The sequence below is a fragment of the Pseudomonas quebecensis genome (genome assembly GCF_026410085.1).
GTDB lineage: Bacteria > Pseudomonadota > Gammaproteobacteria > Pseudomonadales > Pseudomonadaceae > Aquipseudomonas > Aquipseudomonas quebecensis.
The window spans coordinates 1,667,975-1,687,605 of sequence record NZ_CP112866.1 but is presented as its reverse complement, the minus strand read 5'-3'; the positions used below and the strand labels follow the sequence as shown (position 1 = coordinate 1,687,605).

Below are 19,631 nucleotides of genomic sequence, written 5' to 3'. Positions count from 1 at the left end.
GCCGAACATTAAACAACAGCAACCAATTAAATAAGGCCTGTTATCGATTCCGGCCAATAAGGTCTACCACCGCGCCGCCCCCACAACTCTTCGACCCCCTCTATTACCGCAACTGAATGACCGCGCCTTTCGATCGTACCGATCATGCCGTTCAACAATGCAGATAATGGCACCGCCTTAAGATGATGTTTCAAGCCTAACCGCAGCAAACCTTCCCTGGAGTATTCGCCATCATTCAAAGTTCTTATGGCGTGATTAAAACTGCGCGCCGCCGTGCCGTCATTATTTTCCATCTGGGCTCGCTTGGCACTCACGGCAAATAAGAACTGTGCGTCGCGCAGCATCTCCTGATCATTGCCTATAAATTGCGCCCGCCGAGCCGCGGCCTGCAACTCGGACTCACTGAGCTGCAGTTTAAAACCATCTCGCATCTTTACGTGATAACCGTCACTGACGCGTCTGACCTCGGCAAATATATCCGACGGTTTCTGGCCAAACCGCATCATCGCAGCCTTGATCGCAGACACCGTCACACAGTTGCCGTCCGGGCCCTGCCGGAATCCGCCCCATATATCCCTGGGCTTTTTACCGGGTGTCACATCAGGGCTGACGGGCGAAGGCAAGTCAGGTACGACGACCGAGGGCGGCAACGGAATCGTTGGTGGCGGTGGCGGCACAGGCTGCCACCATCGCCCCAATACGGCCATTACACTGCGCACCGCATTGAACAATGTTTGACTCCACATAAAGCCGGTATTGTAAGTACCCGGCGACTTCATAGTTTGAATGGACCGCGCCGCCCCACCAAAAGGCTGGATAGAAGCATTATTCGACATCGGTATAAACCCAGCCTCGCACCGAGACGTTTTTATACTCCGCTGTTCGTTATTCAAACGAGGATAAAAAATTTCACGCTTAAAAAAAGAAACACGCATCCTCTCCTCCCAGACTCAACGACCGTCATACCGATTATTTTCATTAGAGGATTAAGCTTTCAGTGATCATCCGAACAAATCAAAGCGCGCTTAATACGCTCAATCAGTGGCGCGAGGGACTGGCAAGTTCCAGTCTTACCGGTAACAACAAGCTGCTATTGCTGAAAAAACAGCAATTACGGCTTACGCTTGCTGGGAGTTTTCTGAATATTGCTCACGCATGGAATCGGCCAGCGCCCTGTGCTTGAGCGGTTTACGCGCGGAAGGCGTGAACTCGACATCGCGACAACAACATCGGAACGCAGGTCGAGCTCGCAGCTTCTTGCCACAATCAAGCGGCACAAAAAAGGCGCCTCAGGGGCGCCTCGGACTTCAAGCCATTCTCGTCAATCCGCAATTGGGTGCGTCATGCCCAGCAAGCGGCTGACGCGCTCCAGTTCTGTCTCGCGGCGCATGGCGGTAAACAGCTCTACCGCTTCGGGGTAGTTGCGCGTGAGCATCGCCAGCCACTGCTTCAAGCGGCCGGGTGCCTGCTTTTCTGTCAGTTGCGCCACCGATTGCCGCCAGAATTCTTGCAGCATGGGCTGCAGCTCGGCCCAGGTCATTTCCACCACCTGGGCACCTGCGCGGGCCGCCGCGATTTGCCGCGCCAGGTCCGGACGCGCTACCAGGCCACGACCGAGCATGATGTCTTCGGCACCACTGACTTCGCGGCAGCGTCGCCAGTCGTCAACGCTCCAGATATCGCCATTGGCGAACACCGGCACCTTGACCACGTCCTGCACACGGGGGATCCATTCCCAGTGCGCAGGCGGCTTGTAGCCATCAGTCTTGGTACGCGCATGCACCACGATATGCGCAGCGCCGCCCTCGGCCAACGCCGTGGCGCACACCAGCGCACCGTCCGGGCTGTCGAAGCCCAGACGCATTTTGGCGGTGACCGGGATATGCACCGGTACGGCGCGGCGCACATGCTCAACGATCCGGTTAAGCAACTCCGGCTCCTTGAGCAGCACGGCCCCACCGCGCGATTTGTTGACGGTCTTGGCTGGGCAACCGAAATTCAGATCGATCACCTCGGAGCCCAACTCGCAGGCCAGGGCGGCGTTTTCCGCCAGGCATACCGGATCGGAACCGAGCAACTGCACACGCAAGGGCACACCTGCGGCGGTGTGGGCACCGTGCAGCAGTTCAGGCGCGAGCTTGTGGAAATAGGCCGGTGTGAGCAGGCGGTCATTGACGCGGATGAATTCGGTCACGCACCAGTCAATCCCACCCACGCGCGTCAGTACATCGCGCAGGATGTTGTCGACCAACCCCTCCATGGGCGCCAAGGCAATTTGCATGGAAAACACTCAAGAAAAATCGTGGCGCAGTTTACTGGGTTTCCCACCGCAACCGTTAACCCCCTGTCAGGGCAGGCCCATAGCCGTCGAGAAACTCGACCGGCATGCGCTTGGGCTTGCCGCTGGACAGCTCGATGCATACAAAGGTGGTCTGCGCCCGTAGCAAGGTAGCGCCATCTCGGGGTCGGACCAGTTGGAAGCGGCGGGTCATCTTCAGCCGCTGGTCCCAATCGACGATCCAGGTGGCCAGTTGCAGCTCATCGCCTTCATAAGCGGCGGCCAGGTAATCGATCTCATGGCGCACCACCGCCATGGCACGGTCCAGGCGACGGTATTCGGCAAGGTCCAGCCCCAGGCGCTGGGAATGGCGCCACGCGCAGCGCTCGAGCCAAGCGACATACACCGCGTTGTTGGCATGCCCCAGCCCGTCGATGTCTTCAGCGGCGACCTGCAGATCGATGATAAACGGCGTTGCCAAATCCCAGCCCATGCCTTGCTCCCGGTCGATTAATGTCGGCGGGCAGCAGTGTATCAGGCACTTTGCCGTGCCTGTAGACGAGCGCCGCCCAGCAGCATCAGCACACCGTCGATCACCCGCGGATCGGCCAGTACCTTCTGATGGCCGCCCTGCTCCAGTTGCAGCAGGCGGCTGTCGAACCAGGCATCATGGATGGCCTTGGCGGCTCTGACCGGGACAAAGGTATCGTCTTCAGCGTGCACAATCAGGCCTGGGATATTCATGTGGTAATGCGCCACGTCCAGATGCTTGAGCGGCATGCCAAAGGTCAGCTCGACCTCCTGGATAAATGCTGCACGCGCTCGCGCCGGCAAGCCCATCATGCGGGAAAAGCCGCCCAGCGCATCCAGAAACCGCGACGGCGCGGCGATGCTGACCAATGCCTGGGTGCGCAACCCCAGCTGCACGGCGAGCATCGCGCTGGCGCCGCCCATGGAATGGCCGATAACCGCATGCAGCGGCGGCAACTCGGCAGCCGCCTCCAGCATGGCGCGGGCGAATAGCACCACGTGGGCTTCGCGCCCTGGAGAATGCCCATGGGCCGGCCCGTCCAGGGCAATCACCGAGTAGCCGTTGTCGATCAGTGCACCGATCAAGCTGGCAAATTGGGTCGGGCGACCTTCCCAGCCATGCATTAACAGCACCGCAGGCCCTTCGCCCCAACGCAGGGCCGACAAGCCGAACCGCAAAGTGATGCGCTGGGCCTGCGCCAGCATCGGCAACTCCCACTCACGGGGCGGCAGCGCGCGCGGGGTCATAAACACACGGCGCATTCTATTGGCTACCGTTTGCGGCGCCACGCGCCCCAACGTACCGTTGACACCTCGCACCCAGGTTAACGCGCCCATCGCCAGCTCCTTTTCAGCGCACCGCCGACTTGGCCGCGCGTATCACCCGATCCGACAATTCCCCCGGCCCGAGCGCACGCGCCAGGGTCAGGCCACCCACCATCAACGCCATGTCCGCCAGGGCTTTGTCGATGTCTTCCGGGCAGGCCGCCAACTGGGCCGCCATCAACTCAACGTGCTCGTTCAACACTTGGCGAAACGCCTCCGGCAAGCGGCCCATTTCTCCGACCGTGGCGGGTAGCGGGCAGGCCTGAGAGGTTGAATCACGGTGTTTGCGCGACAGATAAAAAGCCGCCACCAAGGCGCGGCGCTCTTCGCCGGTGATCTGCTCGTCGAGGTCGTCGATGGACGCGCGGCGCTGGGCCAGCAATTGACTGAAGGCCTCCAGCATCATCGCGTCCTTGCTTTCAAAGTGTGCGTAGAAGCCACCCACGGTCAGCCCCGCCGCCCCCATGACCTCACCCACGCTGGGTTCAGCCGGGCCACGTTGAATCAACGCAGCGCTGGCGGCCTGCAGAATGCGTTCGCGGGTTTGCGCTTTTTTATCGTTCATCGTATGCCTCCGTCTTCATGGGTTGAATATTATTACCATAATAATATTCCGCAAGCGACCGGCATGACCATTGGTCAGAACGACAGGAAGGTATGGGAAGAGAAAATTGACAAACGCCAGACAAACAAAAGGGCCATTCAATAATTGAATGACCCTTAAAAATCCCGCAGAGCGGGTAATCGTGGCGTCCCCTAGGGGACTCGAACCCCTGTTACCGCCGTGAAAGGGCGGTGTCCTAGGCCACTAGACGAAGGGGACACAAACCTTCTATACATTGATCAGATCGACTCTGATCGATTCAAGGACGGTGTGGCCGGAACCTTGAACCTGTAAATTGGTGGAGCTAAACGGGATCGAACCGTTGACCTCTTGCATGCCATGCAAGCGCTCTCCCAGCTGAGCTATAGCCCCGATTTTTCGCCTGGCGGCGCAGCAGACCTTTCGAGCTGCTTGTTGAAACTGGCGTCCCCTAGGGGACTCGAACCCCTGTTACCGCCGTGAAAGGGCGGTGTCCTAGGCCACTAGACGAAGGGGACAAAACCTTCTGTACAACGGATCAGAGCTGAGTTCTGATCGATTCAAGGACGGTGTGGCCAGACCTTGAACCTGTAAATTGGTGGAGCTAAACGGGATCGAACCGTTGACCTCTTGCATGCCATGCAAGCGCTCTCCCAGCTGAGCTATAGCCCCTCATCGGTGAGGACGGGGCGAATCTTAATGGCGGTTTGGAAACGTGTCAAATTTATTTTCAACAATTTCCAAAATTTTTTGCCGGGATAACAATCACTTACCGACGAAACCCCGGAAAACCGGGGTTTCGTCGTTACCGCCGCGTGCTTAGGCGATAGCGCCCAGCAGCTTTTCCCACTCTTTGTTTTCTTTCTTCGACACACCACCCAGCAAATCAAGCGCTTGGCGCAGACGGAAACGCGTCAGGTCCGGGCCAAGAATTTCCATCGCATCGAGCACGGACACCGAACTGGCCTGCCCGGTGATCGCCGCAAACATCAGCGGCATGGCATCGCGCAATTTCAATTCCAGGGACTCGACCACCGCCTGAATCGTCGCGGTGATCGCGTCCTTCTCCCACTGCCGCAGGCTCTCCAGCTTCCACAGGATCAACTGCATCAACTGGCGAACCTGGTCACCTGACAGCTTCTTGGATTCGAACAGCTTCGGATCCGGGTTCACACCCCCGGCAAAGAAGAAACTGGCCAACGGCGCGACCTGGCTGAACGTCTCCACCCTGCCCTGCACCAGCGGCGCGATCTTCATCATGTATTGAGGATTCAACGCCCACTGCTGCACACGGCTGGCGAACTCTTCCACCGGCAAGTCGCGCAGCCATTGGCCGTTGAGCCACGAGAGTTTCTCGATATCGAAGATCGGCCCACCCAGCGACACACGGGACAGGTCGAAGTTGTCGACCATTTCCTGCAGCGAGAACTTCTCGCGCTCGTCCGGCATCGACCAACCCATGCGGCCCAGGTAGTTGAGCATCGCTTCGGGCATAAACCCCATGCGCTCGTAGAACGTCACCGAGGTCGGGTTCTTGCGCTTGGACAGCTTGCTCTTGTCCGGGTTACGCAGCAGCGGCATGTAGCACAGTTGCGGCTGTTCCCAACCGAAATACTCGTAGAGCAGGATCAACTTCGGCGCCGACGGCAGCCACTCTTCACCACGCAGCACATGGGTGATGCCCATCAGGTGGTCATCGACCACGTTGGCCAGGAAGTACGTTGGCAGGCCGTCGGTCTTCATCAGCACCTGCATATCCATGCGGTCCCACGGGATCTCGACATCACCGCGCAGCATGTCCGGCACCACGCACACGCCTTCGCTCGGCACCTTCATGCGGATCACATGGGGTTCGCCGGCGGCCAGGCGGCGTGCCACTTCTTCCTTGGACAACAGCAGCGCGCGGCCGTCGTAGCGCGGGGTTTCGCCACGGGCCTGTTGCTCGGCGCGCATCTGGTCGAGTTCCTCGGCCGTGCAGAAGCACGGGAACGCGTGGCCCATGTCGACCAGTTGCTGGGTGTATTGCTTGTAGATCTCGCTGCGCTCGCTCTGGCGATACGGACCGTGCGGGCCGCCCACGTCCGGACCTTCGGCCCAGGTGATGCCCAACCAGCGCAGCGCATCGAAAATCTGTTGTTCCGACTCGCGGGTGGAACGCAGTTGATCGGTGTCTTCGATCCGCAGGATGAATTCACCGCCGTGCTGCTTGGCGAAGCAGTAGTTGAACAAGGCGATGTAGGCAGTACCGACGTGGGGATCCCCAGTAGGCGATGGCGCAATGCGCGTGCGGACGGTGGTCATGGCAGGTCTCGAATGGGCGATATAACTGAAAATTGAAACAAGGGGCGAATGGTAACAGCCCTGGGGGATTTCTGGAAAACCGCGGCGTGGCTATCGGGGGCAAGCCCCCTCCCACGGTTGAAATGTGTTCACAGATCAAAGTGTGAAGGAGCTTGCCCCAGATAAGGCCAGTCAATTCAGCGCAGATCAAACCGCCAACAAGCGCTCACGCAACTTGCCAATCTCGTCACGCGTCTGCGCCGCCGCTTCAAACTCCAGGTCGCGCGCCAACTGGTACATTTTCTCTTCCAACTGCCGAATCCGCTTGGTGATCTCACTCGGCGAACGCAGTTCGTTTTCGTACTTGGCGCTCTCCTCGGCGGCCTTGGCCATGCCCTTGCGCTTCTTGCTGCGCGAGCCGGGCACGGTGGCGCCTTCCATGATGTCGGCGACGTCCTTGAACACCCCTTTGGGCGTGATGCCGTTCTCCAGGTTGAACGCGATCTGCTTGTCGCGACGCCGCTGGGTCTCGCCGATCGCCCGCTCCATGGAACCGGTGATGCGGTCGGCGTACAGAATCGCGCGGCCATTGAGGTTACGCGCCGCGCGACCGATGGTCTGGATCAGCGAACGTTCGGAGCGCAGGAAGCCCTCCTTGTCCGCATCGAGAATCGCCACCAGCGACACTTCCGGCATGTCCAGGCCTTCGCGCAGCAGGTTGATGCCCACCAGCACATCGAAGGTACCCAGGCGCAGGTCGCGGATGATCTCCACGCGTTCCACGGTATCGATATCCGAGTGCAGGTAGCGCACACGCACGCCGTGGTCGGCCAGGTAGTCGGTCAAGTCTTCGGACATGCGTTTGGTCAGCGTAGTGACCAGCACCCGCTCTTCCAGGGCCACGCGCTTGTTGATTTCCGAAAGCAGGTCGTCGACCTGGGTCAGCGCCGGGCGAATTTCAATTTCCGGGTCGACCAGGCCGGTCGGCCGTACCAGTTGCTCAATCACTCGGCCGGCATGTTCGGCTTCGTAATTACCCGGCGTCGCCGACACAAAAATCGTCTGCGGGCTGATGGCTTCCCATTCGTCGAAACGCATCGGTCGGTTATCCAGCGCCGACGGCAGGCGGAAGCCGTACTCCACCAAGGTTTCCTTGCGCGAGCGGTCGCCTTTATACATCGCGCCCACCTGCGGCACGCTGACGTGGGATTCGTCGATCACCAGCAGCGCATCCGGCGGCAAGTAATCGTAGAGGGTGGGCGGCGGCGCGCCGGACTCGCGGCCCGAGAGGTAGCGCGAGTAGTTTTCGATGCCGTTGCAGTAACCCAGCTCCAGGATCATCTCCAGATCGAAGCGGGTGCGCTGCTCCAGGCGCTGGGCTTCCACCAGCTTATTGTTGGCGCGCAGGTATTCCAAACGCTCGGCCAGCTCGACCTTGATGCCTTCGATGGCGCCCATCAGGGTTTCACGCGGCGTCACGTAGTGGCTTTTCGGATAGAAGGTGAAGCGCGGCAGTTTGCGGATCACTTCGCCGGTCAATGGGTCGAACGCCGAGAGACTCTCCACCTCATCGTCGAACAGCTCAATGCGGATTGCCTCCAGGTCCGATTCGGCCGGGTAGATATCGATCACATCGCCGCGCACACGGAAGGTGGCGCGGGCGAAGTCCATATCGTTGCGGGTGTACTGCAGGCTCGCCAGGCGACGCAGCAGCTCGCGCTGGTCGAGTTTGTCGCCGCGATCGACATGCAGCACCATCTTCAGATAGGTTTCCGGGCTGCCCAGGCCGTAGATGCACGACACCGTGGTGACGATGATCGCGTCCTTGCGCTCCAGCAGCGCCTTGGTCGCCGACAGGCGCATCTGCTCGATATGGTCGTTGATCGACGCGTCCTTCTCGATAAAGGTATCGGAGGACGGCACGTAGGCTTCGGGCTGGTAGTAGTCGTAGTAGGAAACGAAGTACTCGACCGCGTTGTTCGGAAAGAACGCCTTGAACTCGCCGTACAACTGCGCGGCCAAGGTCTTGTTCGGCGCCAGCACCAGGGTCGGGCGGTTAACCTGGGCGATCACATTGGCAATGCTGAAGGTCTTGCCCGAACCGGTCACCCCGAGCAGCGTCTGGTGGGACAGGCCGGCCTCGATGCCTTCGACCATCTGGCGAATGGCCTCGGGTTGATCGCCGGCGGGTTCGAAACGGGTGACCAGTTGGAAATCCGACATAACGTACCTCTTGAAGTCACCCCAGACTGTAAAGCGGTCGGGGACGAAATAGACCACCACCCGCGAAGATTCAGAGCGGGCCGTAGGAAATAACCATGATAGCCATACAAGTGGAGGCGAATGTGACGGCTTTCAAGGCAAACGTCTGACCCTGGGTTTTCGATCAAGGTTGCAATATGACTAACGGTCGGCAAATAAACCGAAAAACTTGGCCGAAAAGCCGTTTCGGTGGTCGCCCTCGGCACTGATGGCCTCTATACTAGCTCCCCGTTTGTGCACCGCTCTAGTGCATTCGGCTGGAGCGCGACACGTCCCTCCTACCCCCCATAGAGCTGCCGCAAAAATGAGCCTGTTCTCCGCTGTCGAAATGGCACCACGCGATCCTATCCTGGGCCTCAACGAAGCATTCAACGCCGACACCCGAACCACCAAGGTCAACCTTGGCGTGGGCGTTTACTGCAACGAGGAGGGGAAGATTCCACTCTTGCGTGCCGTTGCCGAAGCGGAAGCCAGTCGTGTGGCGCAGCATGCCGCTCGTGGTTACCTGCCGATCGATGGCATCGCCGCCTACGACAAGGCCGTGCAAACCCTGCTGTTCGGTCAAGCGTCGCCACTGCTCAGCGCTGAGCGGGTAGTCACCGTGCAAGCCGTTGGCGGCACCGGCGCGCTGAAGATCGGCGCGGACTTCCTCAAGCAGCTGCTGCCTGACGCCGTGGTGGCCATCAGCGACCCGAGCTGGGAAAACCACCGCGCGCTGTTCGAAACCGCCGGTTTCCCGGTGCAGAACTATCGCTACTACGATGCCGCCACCCACGACGTAAACCGTGCCGGCCTGTTCGAAGACCTCAACGCCCTGCCGCCGCAGTCCATCGTGGTGCTGCACGCCTGCTGTCACAACCCGACCGGCGTCGACCTGAGCCCGACCGACTGGCAAAAAGTCCTGGACGTGGTCAAGGCCAAAAACCTGGTGCCGTTCCTCGACATGGCCTATCAAGGCTTTGGCGATGGCATCGACGAAGACGCCGCCGCCGTGCGCCTGTTCGCCGAGTCGGGCCTGACCTTCTTTGTGTCCAGCTCGTTCTCCAAGTCGTTCTCGCTGTATGGCGAGCGCGTGGGCGCGCTGTCGATCGTCAGCGAATCCAAGGAAGAAAGCGCGCGCATCCTGTCCCAGGTCAAGCGCGTAATCCGCACCAACTATTCCAACCCACCGACCCACGGCGCGGCCATCGTCGCGGCGGTACTCAACAACCCGGAGCTGCGTGCTCAGTGGGAAGCCGAACTGGCTGAAATGCGCCTGCGCATCCGGGGCATGCGCGAGCAGATGGTCGCCGAACTGGCCAAAGCCGCCCCGGGCCACGACTTCAGCTTCGTCGGCCGCCAGCGCGGGATGTTCTCCTACTCCGGCCTGACCGTGGAGCAAGTCACCCGCCTGCGCACCGAGTTCGGCATCTACGCGTTGGATACCGGGCGCATCTGCGTGGCAGCGTTGAACCAGGCCAACATCGATGCGGTCACAAAGGCAATCGTTCAGGTCCTGTAAACCTGCTGGTTGCACAAGGAGGGGAAGCCGATGGTTTCCCCTTTTTCGTATCCAGCCCCTAGACTGAACCCGACCGCCCCATTTTGTGAGAGCCCTATGCGAAACGATGACCTGGATCTGCGCGCCGACCCCGACGATATGGACCCCTTCCCCCCGCGCGCCACCCACCACCCAAAGCGTGAAAAAAGCCTGGTGCTGCAGGTGGCGCTCGGCGTCTTCCTCGGTGGTCTGGCGTTGTGGCTGGTGCAACTGGGTGCAACGGCAATCATGGCGAAACTGGCCATGGGCACCTTCCAGTTCGGCGGCTGATGACCATCAGGTGGGAGGGGACACACCCACTCCCATCTTGATCACTCAGGCGACAGCCAGGCTGCGCTCCTCCAGCAGCTTCACAAAACTGTTCAAAGTCTGCGACACCGTGCCGCGCCGCCAGATCAACCAGGTATTCAATACGCGAAAGGTATCAGCCAGCGGCCAAACACTCACCGCCGCCGACCCCGGCATGCTTTCCAGCATGCTGCGCGGCATCAATGCCAGCCCGGCGCCCGCACTGACGCACGCCAACATGCCGTGGTACGACTCGATTTCGAAGATTTTGCCCGGCACCGAGCCATCCTGGGAAAACCAGCGCTCAAAGTGATGCCGGTAAGAGCAATTGGAGCGAAACGTGTAAATGTTCTCGCCATTCACATCCTGCCCTCGCCTGATCGGCGCATGGTGCAACGGCGCGATCACCACCATCTCTTCCTCGAACACCGCCACACCTTCCAGGGTCGAGTGCAGCACCGGCCCGTCGACAAACGCGGCCGTCAGGCGCCCCGACAGCACGCCTTCGATCATGGTGCCCGAAGGCCCGGTGCTCAAGTCCAACTCAACCTTGGTGTGCTTCTGGTTATAGGCCGCCAACAACGCCGGGATGCGCACCGCCGCCGTGCTTTCCAGCGCGCCCAGGGCAAACGCGCCCTGGGGCTCCTCGCCCGCCACCGTGGCACGGGCTTCCTGCACCAGATCGAGGATGCGCCGCGCATAACCGAGGAAATTCCACCCGGCCGGCGACAGGCGCAAACGGCTCTTCTCGCGGATAAACAACTCGACGCCCAGGTCCTGCTCCAACTGCTTGATGCGCGTGGTCAGGTTCGACGGCACCCGATGGATCAACTGCGCGGCAGCGCTGATACTGCCCTGCTCGGCAACGGCCTTGAAAATTTCCAACTGCACCAGATCCAAGTCATTCTCCGATCGTGAACGTATTGCTCACTATTATTCAGTTCTCAGAAAAGATCCAGGCCCGTACGCTGAACCCATTCCCCCTTCAGCAGGACGGCACCATGCACGCAGTTACCTCTCAGACCCACGCCCTCTCGATTAACCCGGCCACCGGCGAAACCGTCGGCAGCTACCCCTATGAAACGGCGGCGCAGTTGGACGCCGCTCTGGACCGCGCCACCGCCGCGTTCCGCACTTGGCGCCGCCAGCCGGTCGGCCAGCGTGCCGAGCTGCTGCTGGCCCTGGCCACCGCTCTGCGCGATCAGGCCGAAGCCATGGCGCAGATGATCACCCTCGAAATGGGCAAACCCATTGCACAGGCCCGTGCCGAAATCGAAAAATGCGCCCAGCTCAGCGAGTGGTACGCCGCCCATGGCCCGGCCATGCTCGCCCCGGAACCGACCCTGGTGGACAACGGCACGGCCCACATCGAGTACCGCCCGCTGGGCCCGATCCTTGCCGTGATGCCCTGGAACTTCCCAGTCTGGCAGGTGCTGCGCGGCGCCGTGCCGACCCTGCTCGCCGGCAACACCTACGTGCTCAAGCACGCACCGAATGTGATGGGCAGCGCCTACCTGATCAAAGCCGCGTTCCAACAAGCTGGTTTCCTTGATGGCGCGTTCGAAGTGATCAACGTGACCCAGGACGGTGTGTCCACCGCGATTGCCGATCCCCGTGTCGCCGCCGTTACCCTCACCGGCAGCGTGCGGGCCGGCATGGCCATTGGCTCGCAGGCCGGCGCCGCGCTGAAAAAATGTGTGCTGGAACTGGGCGGCTCCGACCCGTTTATCGTGCTCAACGACGCCGACCTCGACGCCGCCGTGCAGGCCGCCGTCATCGGCCGCTTCCAGAACAGCGGCCAGGTTTGCGCCGCCGCCAAGCGCCTGATCATAGAAGAAGGCGTGGCGCAGGCATTTACCGCCAAGTTCGTCGAAGCCAGTCGTGCCCTGGCCATGGGCGACCCGACCGCCACCAGCACTTACATCGGCCCGATGGCGCGCTTCGACCTGCGCGACGAATTGCATGGGCAAGTCCAGGCGACCTTGAACGAGGGCGCTACCCTGCTGCTGGGCGGCGACAAAGTTGAGGGAACCGGCAACTATTATCAGCCGACGGTCCTGGCGGACGTGACCGATCAGATGACCTCTTTCAAACAAGAACTGTTCGGCCCGGTAGCCTCGATCATCACTGCCCGCGATGCCAACCACGCCGTGGCCCTGGCCAATGACAGCGAGTTCGGCCTCACCGCCAGCATTTTCACCGAGGATCCGGCCAAGGCACGCCAGATCGCCGACCAACTGGAGACTGGCGGTATCTTCGTCAATGCGTTCAGCGTTTCCGATCCGCGCGTCGCTTTTGGCGGTGTGAAAAAGAGCGGGTTCGGCCGTGAGTTGTCGCACTTTGGCGTGCGGGAATTCTGCAATGCACAGACGGTGTGGCTGGATCGCAAGTAGCCCCATTGAACAAATGGCGTTAGCATCCTGTCCACTCGGCTTAACAGCATGTTTTTAGGGTCAGGATCGCACTGTGGAAAAGCTAAATCGCCTTCAAAGCGGAATCGAAGGGCTGGATGCTCTGCTCAAGGGAGGGCTGGTGTCTGGGGCGTCCTATATCATTCAGGGGCGCCCCGGCTCCGGTAAAACCATCCTCGCCAACCAGCTGGGGTTTCATCATGCGCGCAACGGCGGCCGAGTCCTGGTCGCCACGCTGTTGGCGGAATCCCACGACCGCCTTTTCCAGTTCCTCTCCACCCTGAGCTTTTTCGACGCCGCCCGCGTCGGCGCCGAAATCCAATTCGTCAGCGCCTTCGACACCCTGGAAAATGAAGGCCTCGACGAGGTGGTGAAGTTGCTCCGGCGTGAGATCAGCAGGCAGAAGGCTACCGTTATGGTCGTAGACGGCTTGTTGAATGCGCGCTCCAAGGCCGACTCGCCGATCGACACGAAGAAATTCATATCCGAACTGCAAGGGCACGCCGCCTTCGCCGGTTGCACGGTGTTGTTCCTGACCAGCTCACGCCTGGACGACGGCAGCCCCGAACACACCATGGTCGACGGCGTGATCGAAATGGGCGAGGAGCTGTTCGGTACCCGTTCGGTGCGCCGTATCCAGCTGCGCAAGACCCGCGGCAGCGGCGCGCTCACCGGCCTGCACGAATGCGAAATCACCAACGACGGCCTGGTGGTGTACCCGCGCCTGGAAAGCCTCTATGGCCGCCCTTCCGCACCGGACAGCGCCGACCTGACGCGCATCCCCAGCGGCATCACTTCACTGGACGCGATCCTTGGTGGCGGCCTGCACAGCTCCAGCGTGACCCTGGTAATGGGCCCGTCGGGCATCGGCAAGACCACCCTGGGCCTCAAGTTCCTGTCCGAATCGACGGTCGAAGCGCCGGGCCTGCACTTCGGTTTTTACGAAAGCCCGCAACGTCTGCAGCTCAAGGGCCTGTCCCTGGGCATCGACCTGCAGCAGATGCAGGACAGCGGCGCCCTGAGCGTGGCCTGGCAGCCCACCACCGAAGGCTTGCTCGACGGCCTGGGCGCACGCCTGCTGCGACTGGTGGAAGAAAAAGGCATCAAGCGGCTGTTTATCGACAGCCTCAGCGGCATGACCCGGGTGTCCACCAACCCGGCGCGCATCACCGATTTCTACAGCGCATTGATGAACGAACTGCGCGCCCGTGGTGTCACGGTATTCGCGACCTGGGAAATGCATGACCTGTTCGGTTCCGAGGTCAGCTCACCGGCATCCGAGCTGTCGAGCATTGCCGACAATCTGATGCTGATGCGTTTCTTCGAGATTCAGTCTGAACTTAGAAGGACGCTTTCCATTCTTAAGGTCAGAGACAGCTTCTATGACCCCTCGCTGCTGGAGGTGGTCATCCGCGACCAAGCCGTTGATCTAAGAAAGGTTTCAAGAAATGCCCCCTCAGTGGTGTCCAATTCAGCGCTGCCTGGTTCAGCTTTTTAAGTCTTTGTGTGGGTTGGACTGACATGACCACCATCCTGGTCGTCGATGACGAATATCTGATCGCCGACATCCTTGGCTTTGCGCTGGAGGATGAGGGGTTCATGGTCGTTACAGCGAGCAACGGACGCAAGGCACTGGACGTGCTCGAGCGCGAACGCCCGTCGCTGATCATCACCGACTTCATGATGCCGGTGATGGACGGCCAACAGCTCGCCGAAGCGGTGCGCGCCCTGCCGAACGTCAATCATCTACCGATCATTTTGATGAGCGGCGCGCAGGCGCACATCGGCATGCAGCGCTCGGACCTGTTCGACGCGGTACTGACCAAGCCCTTCAATATCGACCTGATTGTCGCCGAAGTGAAAAGGCTGCTGGCCTCGACTTGATGCCTCCCGCAGCCGGATACAGAGGGCTTTAACTCAACCCCGCCATCAAGGCGTCCAACACCACGCGCACCTTGGGCAGTGCCTCGCGGCGCTTGACCCAGGCCACGCTGATGGCTGCGCCTTCGGTGGCCAACTGCGGCAGCACCTCGACCAATGCCCCTTGCTGCAGCGGTTGCTGAATCAACCACGATGGGAATTGCGCAATACCGCAACCTGCCAGCGCAGCCATCATCAGCCCCTCCCCATTACCGACCACCAACTGCGGCATAACCTGCCTGTGCCGGACCGGCCCTCGCTCATCCGCCACGTTCCATGGGCTGATGCGCCCATCCACCCAGCCATAGGCGATGCAGCGATGCTGGTCGAGGTCCGCTTCCAGCAACGGGGTGCCATGGTTCGCCAGGTAGGCCGGTGAAGCACACAGGGTGTGCCATTCACGGGCGAGCACACGGTGCCCCATCGACGGCGGCCAGGCCTCGGCGCCACCGATACGCACAACAATGTCAGCACCTTCCTTGATCGGGTCCACCAGCCCCTCGCTGAACGAAATATGCGGGATCAACAAGGGATGAGCCTGCAGGACCGGCAGCAGGACCGGCAGCACCTGTGAACGTCCGAACGCGCCGGGCAGGTCGATACGTACCCGCCCACGTGGCTCGATATGCTCGGCCTGCAGGCAACGCTCGGCCTCTTCGAGGTCGGCGAGCACGCCCGTGCACGTGCGATAGAACGCGCCCCCTGCCTCGGTCAACGACAGGCGCCGCGTGGTGCGCTGGAACAGTCGTGCGCCCAGGCGCTTTTCCAGGCGCGCGATGCTTTTACTGACGGCGGACGCAGTCAGGTTCATCTTTTCGGCGGCGGCGGTGAAGCTGCCGAAATCCGCCACGCACACAAACACATCGATACCTTTCAAACGTTCGGAGGAGAACATGCACGTTCCGTATTCATGAATTGAGTTCACAGCACTTGATAGAAACCATCCTAAATCAGAACCACGCTCCACAGTAATCTCTGGTGGGTTAACCCAACGCTTGAGGCCAGGATGCTGACCACACTGAAAAACTACCCCCGTACCGTTAACCTGCTGCTCTGCGCCGCCCTGGTGCTGACATTGGCCCGTGCGATTACCCTGCCCTATCTGGTTATCTATCTGTCGCGCCAATTTGCGCTGAGCGTCGCCCATATCGGCCTGGTGATCGGCAGTACGTTGATCGTCGGCTCGCTGCTGAGCCTTTATGGCGGTTTCCTGGTGGACAGAGCGCGCGGCTACCGATTGATCCTGGGGTGTTGCGCAGTGTTTACCGCAGGTTTTCTAGGCGCATATGGGGCGCGCGACCTTTGGGTGTTCTACCTGTGCCTGGTCTCGATCAACCTGGCGTATGCCGTCATCGACATCGCGGTGAAATCCGGATTCGGCAGGCTGCTGCCCGTCGCCGAGCGCAGCGAAGCGTTTTCGATCAAGTACACCCTGACCAATATCGGCTATGCCGTCGGGCCTTTTCTGGGTGCCGGCCTGGCAACCCTGGCTATCAGCCTGCCCTTCCTTGCGTCGGCCGGGCTGGGGGCGGGGTTCCTGGTGATGTACTACGCAGCGGGCGACCGAACCCTGGCACCGGTTGCGGCCAGCCAGCCGACCGCGCCGTTCCTTGCAGTGGGCAAGCTGCTGTTGAGTGACTACCGGCTGGTGTGCTTTACCCTGGGCGGCCTGCTCAGCGCCGTGGTGTTCGGGCAATTCACCGCGTATCTGTCGCAATACCTGGTGGTCACCACCACCGCCGAAGCAACGTACCGGATTATCAGTAGCGTGGTGGCTACCAATGCGTTGATGGTGATCAGCCTGCAGTATGTGATCGGCAAGCGTATTTCCCACCGGCACCTGAACCTCTGGCTCATGGCGGGGCTCGGCCTGTTCCTGGCAGGGCTGGCGGGGTTTGGCCTGTCCACCAGCCTGGTGGGGTGGGTGGCCGCGATGGCAATTTTCACCCTGGGTGAAATCATCGTGTTTCCGGTCGAATACATGTTCATCGACAACATCGCGCCCGAGCCGCTGCGCGGCATGTACTACGGCGCGCAGAACCTGAGCAATGTCGGCGCGGCATTGGGGCCGGTGTTGTGCGGGATCGTGCTGGCCACACAGCCCGCCCACTCTATGTTCTACATGCTGGCGCTGTTCGTGATCGCCGGCGGTGCGCTATACCTCTTCGGCGCCTCGCTGGCCGCGCGTGCGCGAACGCCCGCATGGCCAACGTGAGCGTCAGCAACGGGTATGCCGACGCACGCACTGCACCAGCCCGTCCAGCTCCCGCGACTTCACCGGCGCCAGTACGCAGACCGTGTGCTCGCGCTCGCCTTCGGACACCGTCAGGGTGTAGTGCACCTGCCCGGGGTTGCCGGGAGGCGGTGTGCTGCTTTGCGGCAACTGGAAAAACTTCGATGCTTCCACCAGTTGGCGCAACTCCTGCTGGTCCGGCTCGGGCAGTGAGTCCAGTTCCACCGTGCGGGGCTTGGCCAGTCCGGGAAAAAACGCCGGCCCACCGTTTTCCTTGATCGAAATGTGCATCGCTGTTCCTCACCGCCCAGGCGGTTTGTCAGACATTAATGCCGACCGCTTTCCAGCCTTCCTTGACTGCTTTGTGCTCCTCCTTGTTCTCGCCGTACAGTCGGGCGGCAACATCATAAGTAATACGCGCAAAGCGCAGGAACCCGGAATTGGGTCGCAGTCGCGCATCGCGCAACGCGTCGTACCAGATGCGCCCCGCGCGTTCCCAGGCAAACCCGCCAATCCGGGTGGCGACTTGATAGAACGCATGATTGGGGATACCGGAGTTGATATGCACGCCCCCGTTATCGTCGTAGGTTTGCACAAAGTCGTCCATATGCCCCGGTTGCGGGTCCTTGCCCAGCAGTTTGTCGTCAAATGCAGTGCCGGGGGCCTTCATCGAACGCAGGGCCGTGCCTTTGATTTTGCTGGTAAACAACCCCTGGCCGATCAACCAGTCGGCGTCTTCTGCCTTTTGCTTCAACGCGTACTGTTTGATCAACGAACCGAACACGTCCGACAGCGACTCGTTCAACGCACCGGATTGATTGAAGTACATCAACTTGGCTTCATCTTCGGTGACACCATGGGCCAGCTCATGACCAATCACATCGAGCGCCACGGTGAAGCGGTTGAACAACTGCTGGTCGCCATCGCCAAATACCATCTGGGCCGAATTCCAGAATGCGTTGTTGTAATCCTTGCCAAAGTGAACCGTGGCGTCCAGAGCCATGCCGGCGTCATCGATGGAATTGCGGTCGAATACCTCATCGAAAAAATCGAAGGTGGCGCCCAGGCCGTCGTAGGCTTCGTCCACGGCCGCATCGCCACTGGCGGGCTGCCCTTCGCCTCGGACCAGCTTGCCCGGCAGGCTATCGGAGCCTTCGGCGGTGTAGATCGACCGCCTTTTACCCGCGCCCATGGCCAGCGCCATGTGCGCCGGGCCTTTGGCAGGCACTGCAAGCATGCGCAGCGAACGGAATGTGCTGTCCTTGGCACGCGTGCGCAGGGCGTTTTCCCGTTGCGCTTTATCGCCGTGGCGTGCGATCTGGTCGAGCATGTACGGCGGGATCAGGCAGAAAATCGGATTGCGGCTAGGGTGAACACACATAGGCTTGCTCCATAAGGCGTGTGGTGAATATCCGGTTGACCGTTCCAGCATAGCCTTGCGGACACTGCCTGGCCCAAATTGTCATGAATCTGTGTTGCAGTAGTATTTACCCAAGGCCCGCAAGGAATCGCTTATGCCCGCACGTAAAGCCACAATCGACCTGTCACACCGCCCACGCCTCGCCGACCTGCGCCCGCTGGTCGCGCCCGGCCCGAGCCTCCTTGAGGCCAGGGCCGCGACCGCGCGCGTCACCGCCGCCAAGGATTTCAAGGACCGTCGCGGTTATGCCGAGGACTTTCTCAGCAGCTTCGCGGTGCCGTGGCCCACGGTCGACGATTCAATCGCCGACGACGTGCAGCCCGGGCGCCTGGACTACACGCATTTTTCGATCACCCTGTCGCGCTCGCGGCGACTGGCACTTTATGTGGGCGTCAATATCGACGGCGAACACCATGTGGATATCGTGCGCAGCAACGATACCTGGGCCTACGATGGCCGCCTGCCGATCGCCGCGCAGATCGGCGAAGACCTTTATGCCGGCAACGGCCTGGACCGTGGCCACCTGGTGCGGCGCCAGGACCCCAATTGGGGCGACGAGGCGAACACGGCCAATTTCGACACCTTCCATTTCACCAACTGCTCACCGCAGATGAGCGGCTTTAACCAGAAGACCTGGCTGGAACTGGAGGACTACATCCTGGACAACACCCAGCGCTGGAAAACCCGGGCGACGGTATTCACCGGCCCGGTGTTCGCCGACGACGACCGCGTCTACCGTGGCGTTAAAATCCCCAAGGCCTTCTGGAAAGTGGTGGCCTATCTGGGCGACGACGGCAAGCCTTCCGCCAGCGCCTACATGATCGACCAAAGCCGTGAGCTGGGGCAGCTCGATCTGGTGTTCGGCCCACTGCGCACCTACCGACGCAGTGTGATCCAGATCGAACAACTGACCGGTATCCGCTTCGCCAACCTGGCCGACTATGACGGTTTCAGCAACGAAGAGCGCGCCACCGGCACGCGAATCGAGACGCTGATCCGCGGCCCGCAGGACATTCGTCTGTGACCGGGCGCTCTTCGGGCTATATCGCCTCGCCCTGAT

18 protein-coding genes and 4 tRNA genes are annotated in these 19,631 nt (G+C 60.8%); 7 read left to right on the top strand and 15 right to left on the bottom strand.

Going from position 1 to position 19,631, the window contains the following annotated elements:
- Positions 1-26 precede the first annotated feature (26 nt).
- The 11 genes from OSC50_RS07925 to uvrB all read right to left on the bottom strand — a co-directional run bounded on the left by OSC50_RS07925 (position 27) and on the right by uvrB (position 8,720).
- Complete coding sequence (locus OSC50_RS07925; protein WP_181081518.1) at positions 27-935, bottom strand: hypothetical protein; 909 nt, start codon at positions 933-935, stop codon at positions 27-29.
- 386 nt (positions 936-1,321) lie between these two features.
- Positions 1,322-2,281, bottom strand: a complete 960-nt coding sequence (locus tag OSC50_RS07920) for a tRNA dihydrouridine synthase (RefSeq protein ID WP_181081517.1) — start codon at positions 2,279-2,281, stop codon at positions 1,322-1,324.
- A 55-nt stretch (positions 2,282-2,336) separates the two neighbouring features.
- Positions 2,337-2,771, bottom strand: a complete 435-nt coding sequence (locus OSC50_RS07915) for an acyl-CoA thioesterase (RefSeq protein WP_181081516.1) — start codon at positions 2,769-2,771, stop codon at positions 2,337-2,339.
- Between the two features lie 41 nt (positions 2,772-2,812).
- Entirely contained in the window at positions 2,813-3,646 is an 834-nt protein-coding gene (locus OSC50_RS07910) for an alpha/beta hydrolase (protein WP_253508552.1), read from the bottom strand.
- A 13-nt stretch (positions 3,647-3,659) separates the two neighbouring features.
- Positions 3,660-4,199 (bottom strand): TetR/AcrR family transcriptional regulator, encoded by a 540-nt coding sequence (locus OSC50_RS07905; RefSeq protein WP_181081514.1) that lies wholly within the window; start codon positions 4,197-4,199, stop codon positions 3,660-3,662.
- A 182-nt stretch (positions 4,200-4,381) separates the two neighbouring features.
- Positions 4,382-4,457 (bottom strand) — tRNA-Glu (locus OSC50_RS07900).
- A gap of 77 nt (positions 4,458-4,534) precedes the next feature.
- Positions 4,535-4,610: transfer RNA gene (locus OSC50_RS07895), tRNA-Ala, on the bottom strand.
- Positions 4,611-4,659: 49 nt separating this feature from the next.
- Positions 4,660-4,735, bottom strand: a tRNA-Glu gene (locus OSC50_RS07890).
- 78 nt (positions 4,736-4,813) lie between these two features.
- Positions 4,814-4,889 (bottom strand) — tRNA-Ala (locus OSC50_RS07885).
- A 147-nt stretch (positions 4,890-5,036) separates the two neighbouring features.
- Positions 5,037-6,518, bottom strand: coding sequence for a glutamate--tRNA ligase (gene gltX, locus OSC50_RS07880; RefSeq protein ID WP_181081513.1), 1,482 nt, complete (start codon positions 6,516-6,518; stop codon positions 5,037-5,039).
- A 186-nt stretch (positions 6,519-6,704) separates the two neighbouring features.
- Positions 6,705-8,720: an excinuclease ABC subunit UvrB gene (gene uvrB, locus OSC50_RS07875; protein ID WP_181081512.1), complete on the bottom strand. Its 2,016-nt coding sequence runs from the start codon at positions 8,718-8,720 to the stop codon at positions 6,705-6,707.
- Between the two features lie 343 nt (positions 8,721-9,063).
- Between uvrB and OSC50_RS07870 the strand changes: the two genes are divergently transcribed.
- Both OSC50_RS07870 and OSC50_RS07865 read left to right on the top strand, forming a co-directional pair.
- Positions 9,064-10,260 (top strand): amino acid aminotransferase, encoded by a 1,197-nt coding sequence (locus OSC50_RS07870; protein WP_253508556.1) that lies wholly within the window; start codon positions 9,064-9,066, stop codon positions 10,258-10,260.
- A 96-nt stretch (positions 10,261-10,356) separates the two neighbouring features.
- Positions 10,357-10,569: a hypothetical protein gene (locus tag OSC50_RS07865; protein ID WP_034099195.1), complete on the top strand. Its 213-nt coding sequence runs from the start codon at positions 10,357-10,359 to the stop codon at positions 10,567-10,569.
- A gap of 45 nt (positions 10,570-10,614) precedes the next feature.
- Here OSC50_RS07865 and ptrR read toward each other — a convergent pair whose 3' ends face one another.
- Positions 10,615-11,487 (bottom strand): putrescine utilization regulator PtrR, encoded by an 873-nt coding sequence (gene ptrR / locus OSC50_RS07860; RefSeq protein ID WP_266246164.1) that lies wholly within the window; start codon positions 11,485-11,487, stop codon positions 10,615-10,617.
- Between the two features lie 101 nt (positions 11,488-11,588).
- Here ptrR and OSC50_RS07855 point away from each other — a divergent pair, with 101 nt between their 5' ends.
- From OSC50_RS07855 to OSC50_RS07845, 3 genes are all read left to right on the top strand, one after another.
- On the top strand, positions 11,589-12,980 hold the full coding sequence (locus OSC50_RS07855) for an aldehyde dehydrogenase family protein (RefSeq protein WP_181081508.1): 1,392 nt from the start codon (positions 11,589-11,591) through the stop codon (positions 12,978-12,980).
- Between the two features lie 73 nt (positions 12,981-13,053).
- Positions 13,054-14,496: an ATPase domain-containing protein gene (locus tag OSC50_RS07850; protein ID WP_181081507.1), complete on the top strand. Its 1,443-nt coding sequence runs from the start codon at positions 13,054-13,056 to the stop codon at positions 14,494-14,496.
- 23 nt (positions 14,497-14,519) lie between these two features.
- Complete coding sequence (locus OSC50_RS07845) at positions 14,520-14,882, top strand: response regulator (RefSeq protein ID WP_253508560.1); 363 nt, start codon at positions 14,520-14,522, stop codon at positions 14,880-14,882.
- A 28-nt stretch (positions 14,883-14,910) separates the two neighbouring features.
- Here the strand turns inward: OSC50_RS07845 and OSC50_RS07840 are convergent, their stop codons facing one another.
- The gene (locus tag OSC50_RS07840) at positions 14,911-15,813 is read right to left on the bottom strand and encodes a LysR family transcriptional regulator (protein WP_266246166.1); all 903 of its coding nucleotides are present in this window, start codon (positions 15,811-15,813) and stop codon (positions 14,911-14,913) included.
- Positions 15,814-15,924: 111 nt separating this feature from the next.
- Here OSC50_RS07840 and OSC50_RS07835 point away from each other — a divergent pair, with 111 nt between their 5' ends.
- Complete coding sequence (locus OSC50_RS07835; protein WP_266246168.1) at positions 15,925-17,133, top strand: MFS transporter; 1,209 nt, start codon at positions 15,925-15,927, stop codon at positions 17,131-17,133.
- A 3-nt stretch (positions 17,134-17,136) separates the two neighbouring features.
- On the opposite strand, the gene OSC50_RS07830 is transcribed toward OSC50_RS07835, so the two are convergent.
- The gene (locus OSC50_RS07830; RefSeq protein WP_181081503.1) at positions 17,137-17,442 is read right to left on the bottom strand and encodes a protealysin inhibitor emfourin; all 306 of its coding nucleotides are present in this window, start codon (positions 17,440-17,442) and stop codon (positions 17,137-17,139) included.
- Between the two features lie 28 nt (positions 17,443-17,470).
- Positions 17,471-18,532 (bottom strand): M4 family metallopeptidase, encoded by a 1,062-nt coding sequence (locus OSC50_RS07825; protein ID WP_181081502.1) that lies wholly within the window; start codon positions 18,530-18,532, stop codon positions 17,471-17,473.
- A gap of 133 nt (positions 18,533-18,665) precedes the next feature.
- Here OSC50_RS07825 and OSC50_RS07820 point away from each other — a divergent pair, with 133 nt between their 5' ends.
- A complete protein-coding gene (locus OSC50_RS07820) occupies positions 18,666-19,595 on the top strand; it encodes a DNA/RNA non-specific endonuclease (RefSeq protein ID WP_266246170.1) in 930 nt (309 codons plus the stop codon).
- Positions 19,596-19,631: the final 36 nt, after the last annotated feature.